The sequence below is a fragment of the Streptomyces sp. MnatMP-M17 genome, from assembly GCF_900091995.1.
Lineage (GTDB): Bacteria > Actinomycetota > Actinomycetes > Streptomycetales > Streptomycetaceae > Streptomyces.
On the sequence record NZ_FMDK01000443.1, the window covers coordinates 1 to 7,542 of the forward strand.

The 7,542-nt window shown below is 69.6% G+C and carries 11 protein-coding genes; 4 read left to right on the plus strand and 7 right to left on the minus strand.

The window, feature by feature from the left end:
- Window positions 1-117: 117 nt before the first annotated feature.
- Window positions 118-390: a hypothetical protein gene (locus GA0115259_RS39650; protein WP_141716624.1), complete on the minus strand. Its 273-nt coding sequence runs from the start codon at window positions 388-390 to the stop codon at window positions 118-120.
- 65 nt (window positions 391-455) lie between these two features.
- On the opposite strand from GA0115259_RS39650, the gene GA0115259_RS19995 reads away from it, so the two are divergent.
- Complete coding sequence (locus GA0115259_RS19995; protein WP_093598941.1) at window positions 456-1,106, plus strand: HAD family hydrolase; 651 nt, start codon at window positions 456-458, stop codon at window positions 1,104-1,106.
- A 99-nt stretch (window positions 1,107-1,205) separates the two neighbouring features.
- Here the strand turns inward: GA0115259_RS19995 and GA0115259_RS20000 are convergent, their stop codons facing one another.
- The 5 genes from GA0115259_RS20000 to GA0115259_RS20020 form a co-directional block, all read right to left on the minus strand.
- Window positions 1,206-1,418 (minus strand): hypothetical protein, encoded by a 213-nt coding sequence (locus GA0115259_RS20000; RefSeq protein WP_093598913.1) that lies wholly within the window; start codon window positions 1,416-1,418, stop codon window positions 1,206-1,208.
- Window positions 1,419-1,485: 67 nt separating this feature from the next.
- Window positions 1,486-2,760, minus strand: a complete 1,275-nt coding sequence (locus tag GA0115259_RS20005) for an APC family permease (protein WP_256098056.1) — start codon at window positions 2,758-2,760, stop codon at window positions 1,486-1,488.
- A 35-nt stretch (window positions 2,761-2,795) separates the two neighbouring features.
- Window positions 2,796-3,341 carry a hypothetical protein gene (locus GA0115259_RS20010; RefSeq protein ID WP_093598920.1) on the minus strand — a complete coding sequence of 182 codons (546 nt, stop codon included), beginning with the start codon at window positions 3,339-3,341 and terminating at the stop codon, window positions 2,796-2,798.
- Window positions 3,342-3,558: 217 nt separating this feature from the next.
- Window positions 3,559-3,747, minus strand: a complete 189-nt coding sequence (locus GA0115259_RS20015) for a hypothetical protein (protein WP_093598923.1) — start codon at window positions 3,745-3,747, stop codon at window positions 3,559-3,561.
- A gap of 134 nt (window positions 3,748-3,881) precedes the next feature.
- Window positions 3,882-4,109, minus strand: a complete 228-nt coding sequence (locus GA0115259_RS20020) for a hypothetical protein (RefSeq protein WP_093598926.1) — start codon at window positions 4,107-4,109, stop codon at window positions 3,882-3,884.
- 205 nt (window positions 4,110-4,314) lie between these two features.
- On the opposite strand from GA0115259_RS20020, the gene GA0115259_RS42870 reads away from it, so the two are divergent.
- Entirely contained in the window at window positions 4,315-4,695 is a 381-nt protein-coding gene (locus tag GA0115259_RS42870; protein ID WP_370748229.1) for an SPASM domain-containing protein, read from the plus strand.
- Between the two features lie 61 nt (window positions 4,696-4,756).
- On the opposite strand, the gene GA0115259_RS20030 is transcribed toward GA0115259_RS42870, so the two are convergent.
- A complete protein-coding gene (locus GA0115259_RS20030; RefSeq protein ID WP_256098054.1) occupies window positions 4,757-5,512 on the minus strand; it encodes a GntR family transcriptional regulator in 756 nt (251 codons plus the stop codon).
- A gap of 142 nt (window positions 5,513-5,654) precedes the next feature.
- On the opposite strand from GA0115259_RS20030, the gene GA0115259_RS20035 reads away from it, so the two are divergent.
- The gene (locus tag GA0115259_RS20035; RefSeq protein ID WP_093598935.1) at window positions 5,655-5,846 is read left to right on the plus strand and encodes a hypothetical protein; all 192 of its coding nucleotides are present in this window, start codon (window positions 5,655-5,657) and stop codon (window positions 5,844-5,846) included.
- The coding region (locus GA0115259_RS20040) for a LamG domain-containing protein (protein WP_093598938.1) at window positions 5,846-7,542 on the plus strand (1,697 nt) is incomplete at its 3' end. The genes GA0115259_RS20035 and GA0115259_RS20040, both read left to right, overlap by 1 nt.

The window sequence follows — 7,542 nt, forward strand, 5'->3', positions numbered from 1 at the left end:
GCGACCTCTGGGTTATGAGCCCAGCGAGCTACCGAGCTGCTCCACCCCGCGTCGGTAAACACAACCTTACGCCATTCAGAGCAAGATCATCACCACTCGTGGCGGGGATGCTCCGGGCTAGGCCGCCGTGACGACATCGGCCCGTACCGCAGCGGCCCATTCCACCAGAAGCCGCTGGTAGCGCTCCTGCTCGGCGGGCGGGAGCGAGCTGCCGGCCCGTGCCCACAGGGCGCGGATCTCCGCGTTGACCACGGCGGCGGACCGGACGGGACCGCTCGTGGACGGAGAGTCCGACGCGGCAGACGCGGCACCGGAGGCCGAGTCGGACGCCGAGCCGGACGAAGAAGTCGGAGAGTGGGGAGAACCGTACGCGGACGAGGAAGCGAACATAGGAGACAGGCTACGGCCAGCCACTGACAATCGGCGGAGCGTGTCCCCCTACGCTTGGACCGGTGATCGAAACCATCGTGTTCGACGTCGGCGAGACCCTCGTACGCGACGACCGCTACTGGGCCTCCTGGGCCGACTGGCTGGGCATTCCCCGGCACACCATCTCCGCACTGGTGGGCGCCGCCACCGTCCAGAACAAGGACAACGCCGACGCCCTCCGGCTGATCAAGCCCGGCATGGACATCGGCGAGGCCAACCGCGCCCGAGAGGCGGCCGGGCGCGGCGAGCATCTCGACGAGTCCGACCTCTATCCGGACGTACGGCCCGCCCTGGCCGGTCTCCAGGCCCTCGGCATCCGTGTCGTGCTCGCGGGCAACCAGACCGTCAAGGCCGGTGACCTGCTGCGCCGCCTGGATCTGCCCGCCGATCTGGTGGCCACCTCCGCCGAGTGGGGCGTGGCCAAACCGGCTCCGGAGTTCTTCGGCCATGTCATCGAGGCGGCGCGGGCGGCGCCCGACAGAACGGTGTACGTGGGCGACCACCCCGCGTACGACCTGTTCCCGGCCCAGCGCGCCGGCCTGCGCACCGCCCATCTGCGGCGCGGTCCCTGGGGCTATCTCTGGGCGGACGACCCGGAGGTGGTGGAGGCGGCGGACTGGCGGATCGACAGTCTGACCCAGCTCACCTCGATCGCGGCGGCGATCCCGCCGGACTGAGTGGTCCGGGTACGGCCCGGCCCGGGCGGGGCAGAGGCAGGCGGGTACGCGGAAGGGCGCAGGCGCGGAGGCTGATCACCTAGTCGGAAGATGATCACCTCATACGACGCTGTATTCGTGCGCGGGACCGCCCTGCCACTCCACCCACTCCGGGTCATCGAGCAGTTCCCAGGCGTCGGGCAGCCCGGCCAGACGCAGAAATTCGACAAGATGGTCGTCGGAGTGGGCGAGTCCCATGATCCGCCCACGGACCGTGACCCGCCGCCCGCCTGTCCCCGACGCCCGGTGGACGACGATCGGTGCATCACTCATAGGCCCAAGAGTGCGACCTTCCCGCCCGCCGCGCAGCCGCTGGGAAGCTACGTTCTGATCACACCTGTCACATGTTTTGATCCGGCCTCGTACGCCTTCGGACCGCGTACACGGCGGCGCCCGCCGCGAGTACGGCGGCGCCCGGCACGACCGAGGAGAGCGGCAGGGCGAAGGCGAGAAGCAGACAGCCGGCGAGTCCGAGTACGGGCACGGCACGCGGCGGGCGCTTCTCGGCGGAGGTGAGAGTGAGGGCGGCGGCGTTGGCGACGGCGTAGTAGGCGAGAACGCCGAACGACGAGAAGCCGATCGCACCGCGTACGTCCACGGTGGCGGCGGCGAGGGCGACCACCGCGCCGACGGCGAGTTCGGCGCGCTGCGGCACCTTGAAGCGCGGGTGTACGGCGGCCAGAGCGTGCGGCAGATGCCGGTCGCGGGCCATCGCCAGTGTCGTACGCGAGACACCGAGGATGAGCGCGAGCAGCGAGCCGACGGCGGCGACGGCCGCGCCCACCCGTACCACCGGCGCGAGGGCGGGAACACCGGCCGCGCGCACCGCCTCGGCGAGCGGGGCCGTGGCGTCGGCCAGCCGGTCCGGGCTCAGGACATGCAGCACGGCGAGCGCGACAGCGGCGTACACGACCAGGGTGATACCGAGGGCGAGAGGGATCGCGCGCGGGATCGTACGGGCGGGATCGCGGACCTCCTCGCCGAGCGTGGCGATACGCGCGTAGCCGGCGAACGCGAAGAACAGCAGCCCGGCCGCCTGCAACACTCCGCCGAAGGTGACACCGAGGGGGACGCCCGAACCGAGGCCGTGTGCGGCACCGACCGTATTCGCGGTCAGACAGGCGACGACCACGGCGGCGAGCACGGCCAGTACGACGGCGACGACGGCTCTGGTGAGCCAGGCGGACTTCTGTACTCCGACACAGTTCACGGCGGTCAGCGCCACCACGGCGGCGACCGCCACGGCGTGCGCCTGTCCCGGCCAGGCGTAGGCGCCCACGGTCAGCGCCATCGCCGCGCAGGAGGCGGTCTTGCCGATCACAAAGGCCCAGCCGGCGAGATATCCCCAGAACGGGCCGAGCCGCTCACGGCCGTAGACATACGTTCCGCCGGAGGCCGGATAGAGGGCGGCGAGCCGCGCGGAGGAGGTCGCGTTGCAGTACGCCACCACGGCGGCGAGCGCCAGTCCGACCATCAGCCCGGAGCCGGCCGCCGCGGCGGCGGGCGCGAGCGCGGCGAAGATGCCCGCGCCGATCATCGCGCCCAGACCGATGGTCACGGCGTCGAACAGCCCGAGGCGCCGGACGAGTTCTCCCGTACCCGAGGAGCCTGAGATGCCTGACGTACTGGACGCGCCCGTATTCGATCCGTTCACGACGGGCGCGGTGTGGCGACGTAGAGATACGGCGCGGACACGCCGGCACTGTGATGGTCGGCGGCGGCCAGCGCGGTGGCGAGCCGGGCGCGCGGCTTCATGGCCAGATCGGCGGTCGCGTGCAGGGCGCCGAGGGCAAATTCCTCACCGCATCCGACGGCCGCGTAGCCGTCGGCCGACTCGCCCACCTGATAGTCGCTGTCTATGGAGAACAGCCGTCCTCGTACGCCCACCAGAAAGGTCCCGGCCTGCTCCTGCTCGGACTCCTTCCGCGCCCAGCCGCCATCCTTGAGGCAGGTCCGCAGGGCGTTGACGAATGCAGTGACCATGAACCGATCCAGATCTCCCTTGGGCCGCGGCACCTTGAAGGCGTGCTGGAGCAACTGTCCCATCCGGAAACTGGTGGTGAAACCCATGGCGTAGGGACCGTTGGTGAACACCTTGGGATCGCGGCGGACGGTGAGCTGGTACCCGGCGACTCCGGCGGAGTCGCCTCCCAGATAGACACGCTTCTTGTGGACCAGTCCGACTATCACCGTCACGTAGGGCCTCCGAGATCTCAGCGGATCGCAGGTGCGAGGAGCACCGCCCGCCGATCGTCCCGCAGCCGCCCGCTCCCATGGAAGAAGCCCTGGAACGCCAAGGCCCTTCCGCCGGCCCTTGGCGAGCCGAGCGGAAGGGCACGTGCACTCTGTCTGCCGGATACGGCCCGGATCTCCAGACCTCCGGATCTCTCGACCTCTGGACCTCTGGCCCCAGTCAGTCGAGGAAGTCCACGGCGTGCTCCAGAAGATCCACGACCGAGAGCCCCTCGATCGAGTCATCGACCTGTCCGACGCTCACCAGGGGCGAGTCCCCCGGGTGCCCGGCGGCAGTCGCGGCCCCGGCGGATCCGAGGATTCCCGCGAGGACCAGACCCGAGACCACCACAGCTCTGCTGATACGCATATTTCTCTCCCACACTGTTGAGTACGTTGAGTACCTGGGAAACGCGCGCCCATTGGCAGGGCACGCGCCGCTCTGTCTCTCCGTCGTACGGAGCGGACGAGCCGGCAGGCCGGCCGGTCGCGCTCCGCCGCCCGCTACACCACCACGATGGAACCGGCGAACCGTCCGCCTTCGCACCTGGCGACGGGACCGAGGGGGTAAACGACCGTGCCGCCACCGGCATTGCACTGGTAGGCCAGCACAAGATCTCCGGGACCGGCAGCCGCCGGCGAGGGAACAGCCGCCGCGGCGGTCCCCGCGAGACCGACCACTACGGACAGCCCCAGGCCGACCGAGGCCAGGGATGCGAGAGTTCGACGCATAGAGGGCTCCTTGTTCGACGCGCCACGGAGATACCGCGGCCACGGAACGAATTCCACCTTCCACCTCGAACAGTTTCGAAAAGTACTATTCTTCCCTCTTTCGGGTAAGCCGAATGGCGCCAAAGGCGGCGCGGTCAGTCACGGGCCGGGAGTGCGCAGGTGTCGTAGGCGCAGACCGTGTCCGTGGAGGTGTCGCCGATCGGCTGTGGGGCGGTGCGGTACGTCTCGGCCCACCGTCGCTGATCTGTGCGGGCAATGCGCCCAGGGGAAGCTCGCGATCGGTCCCGACGGGGATGTGTGGCCCTGTGTCATCGGCCGGTTCATCAGCCTGGGGAATGTCCTGGTGTCCCCGCTGAAGGACATTTGGGCGGGCCCGGCGACCAGGCGGGCACGCGCCGAGATCGAAGCCGGCCAGAGCGCACAGCAGCATGTACTTCTGTGGGCTGCTGACCTGAAGGCTACGGCCCATCACCTGATCGAGGAGTCCGCGACGTCCCACGACGAAGCCGCCTACCACGCTGGCTCGCTGTACAAGGACAAGTTGTCGGCGCTGCGTGACAGTTCCGCCGGACGGCAGTCGGCGTAAGACAGGGCAGGAAGGGCCCCGGCCGCACACCACGCGGCCGGGGCTTTCGTCATGCCCGGGGCTACTCGTCCAGGTCGATCGCGAAGTCCACGACGGTCGTATCGCCGCGGCGCACGATCGGGTGGGCGACCTCGACGATCCGTCCGGTGTCCGCGATGTGCCGACGCGTGTAGCGCAGGACGGGCACACCCGCGCCGATGCGCAAGATCCGGGCCTCTTCGTTGGTGGGCATCGCCGCGGTGAACGACTCGGTGATCCGGTTGACGATGATGCCGAGGCTCAGCATCTGAGCCCGGGTGCCGCCGGGCCAGGGTTCGTTGATGGGGTCGGAGACCGGGGTGCCCGCGACGTCGGACCAGCGGACGTAGCTGGTGCTCATCTGGGTGGGCTGGTCGTTGTCGTAGAACACGAAGTGCCGGGCCAGCAGCCGTTCACCGGGCTCGCATTCGAAGAGTGCCGCCATCTCGGTATCCGCCTGGACCTTCTCGAACCGCTTGTCGAGCCGGTACTCGGACCACGCGATGCCCTGGTCCCGGGTGTACGGGGTGGCCTTGGCGCCGGGAGTGGTCCGGTAGCGGTCAGCGGCCATTCGATGTACGGGCGGTCGTGGCCGGACACGTGTGCCCGCACGGGCGCGGGTCTCGATGAGGCCCTCGTTGCCGAGGAGTCGCATCGCGTTGCGGATCGTGGTGTCGGAGACGCGGTACTCCTCGCACAGGGCTGGGAGGGTCGGCAGCTGGTCGCCCGGTCCGAACTCGCCGCTGGAGACGCGGCGCCGCAGGTCAGCGGCGATCCGCAGGTATTCGGGCTGTGCCACCACCGCACCACCGTTCCGAATGATCGAGTCAATCTGAGTACACATACTCTCGCGATCCGCTTGACCTGTGCCAACTCGCGACAATCTGAGTACGGAAAGACAGTATCCGTACTCAGATAGCGACGGAATCCGGGGGACAGTCATGTCCGAATCGGGGCATACCTGGCGGCAGGCCTACAAAGGCCATCCCGCAGAAGCCGCGCAGGTCCGCGACTGGATCCGCAGCCGCCTCGACCACGAAGACGCCCCGCTCGTCGCACACGAACTGTTCGTCGCGGTCCTCGGCAGCCTCACCGCCCGCCGCCCCGACGTCATCGAGATGACCCGCTGCTGATGGAAGCCGGATGGAGCGGCCGGATCCAGGACCAGGCATCGATCGTCTGGACGGACATCTCCCGGCGCGTAGACATGCCGCAGGGCGTGCGGATCGACCGGGGCGCGGCAGATGAGCTGGCCGATATCCAGACCGCCACCATGACCGCCCGGCTCAACAACGAGGACGGCTGGCTCACACCCCGCAACCCGGCATCGCCCTGGACCGTCCGCCGCGCTACGCCGATCCGGTGCGCGGTCACCACGACCACCGCCCGTACCGGCCCGGCACCCTGGCCGCTCGGCACGCTCGCCGACGACTTCGACGACGACCTGGTCGACCCCGTGCTGTGGGTGAACAGCTACGGGGGCGTGTCCGAGGCCGGCGGCCGGGCCCGGATCCCCGTGCTCCCCGGCGAATTCGCCGCCTACCAGTCCGCGCGCCAATGGGTCCTGGCCGGAAGCCAGTTCTCCATCAAGTTCTCCACCCCGCCCGGCATCAACGGCAGCTCGGCGGCATCGGTGTCCGTCATGGTCAACTCGACCACGGCGGGCACCCGCGCGGGGTTCACCTACAGCCCGGTCGCCGGAACGCTCCGGCTGGTCTCGGAGGTCGGCTACTTCGACGCGGGCGCGACCACCCTCACCTACAGCCCCACCGCGCACGCCTGGTTCCGGATCCGCGAGGCCGCGGGCACGCTCTACTGGGACACATCGGGAGACGGTCATAACTGGACCACCCGCCGCACCCTGGCTACCCCGGCCTGGGTGGGCAGCCAGTCCGTCATCGTGGAACTGGTGGCTACCCGCACCGGCGGCACCGCCGACTACGCCGAGTTTGACCTCGCGGGGCACCGGGTCCGGCCCCGGTTCTACGGCACGCTCAACGACGTGCCGGTGTCCTGGGACGGGCTGTACAGCGCGGTCAGCATCTCGGCGTCCGATCTGTTCAAGCAGCTCAACCGGCTTCCCCCGTTGGTATCGATGCTCGGCGAGGAGATCCTCACCGCCGACCAGGTCATCCCCGTCTTCGGCCTGCTGTCCTGCTACTTCCCGCTGGCCGAACCGTCCGGGGCGACGGCCGCCGGCGACCTGTCCGGACGCGGCGCGGGCGCCGTCGCACAGACCCAGGTATCCAGCGGCGGGACACTGGAGTTCGGCGCGGACGGACTGCCCGCCACCGGCGACACCAGCCTCACTCTCACCCCTGCCAGCGCCACCGCAGGGCGATATCTGACCGGTGATCTGGGCGCGGTCTTCCAGTCCGACAGCAACGTCACCTCCGGTCACACCGCGCTATCCCCGATCGTCGAGGTCTGGATCAAGACCAGCACCGCGGGGCGGGCGATCCTCGGACTGTGGGAACCGGGCCTGGACCATCAGCTCGTCCTCGCGCTCAACGGGTCGGGCATCCTGACCGTGGAGAGCACCGAGACGGGCGAGGCCCTGTCCGTGGTCACCACCTCCAGCAGCAACCTCGCGGACGGCAACTGGCACCACATCATCCACGACAACGCGGCCAAGGCGGTCTGGGTGGACGGCGCCCAGGTCGGCGGCACCCTCGCCGTCGCCACGATGATCAACCACCGGATGCTCCATGTGGGCGGGTACCGGGGCGCCCGCCTGTGGTCCGGGCAGATCGCCCACCTCGCCATCCACCACGCCACCGGCCCCGCCGGCTCTTACCTGGCCGGCCACTGGCTGGCGGGGACCACCCG

Bases quoted from the DNA above. Each gene is read 5' to 3' on its own strand.
- GA0115259_RS39650 (WP_141716624.1), bottom strand. From the start codon at position 390: ATGTTCGCTTCCTCGTCCGCGTACGGTTCTCCCCACTCTCCGACTTCT.
- GA0115259_RS20000 (WP_093598913.1), bottom strand. From the start codon at position 1,418: ATGAGTGATGCACCGATCGTCGTCCACCGGGCGTCGGGGACAGGCGGG.
- GA0115259_RS20015 (WP_093598923.1), bottom strand. From the start codon at position 3,747: ATGCGTATCAGCAGAGCTGTGGTGGTCTCGGGTCTGGTCCTCGCGGGA.
- GA0115259_RS20020 (WP_093598926.1), bottom strand. From the start codon at position 4,109: ATGCGTCGAACTCTCGCATCCCTGGCCTCGGTCGGCCTGGGGCTGTCC.
- GA0115259_RS20035 (WP_093598935.1), top strand. From the start codon at position 5,655: ATGTCCGAATCGGGGCATACCTGGCGGCAGGCCTACAAAGGCCATCCC.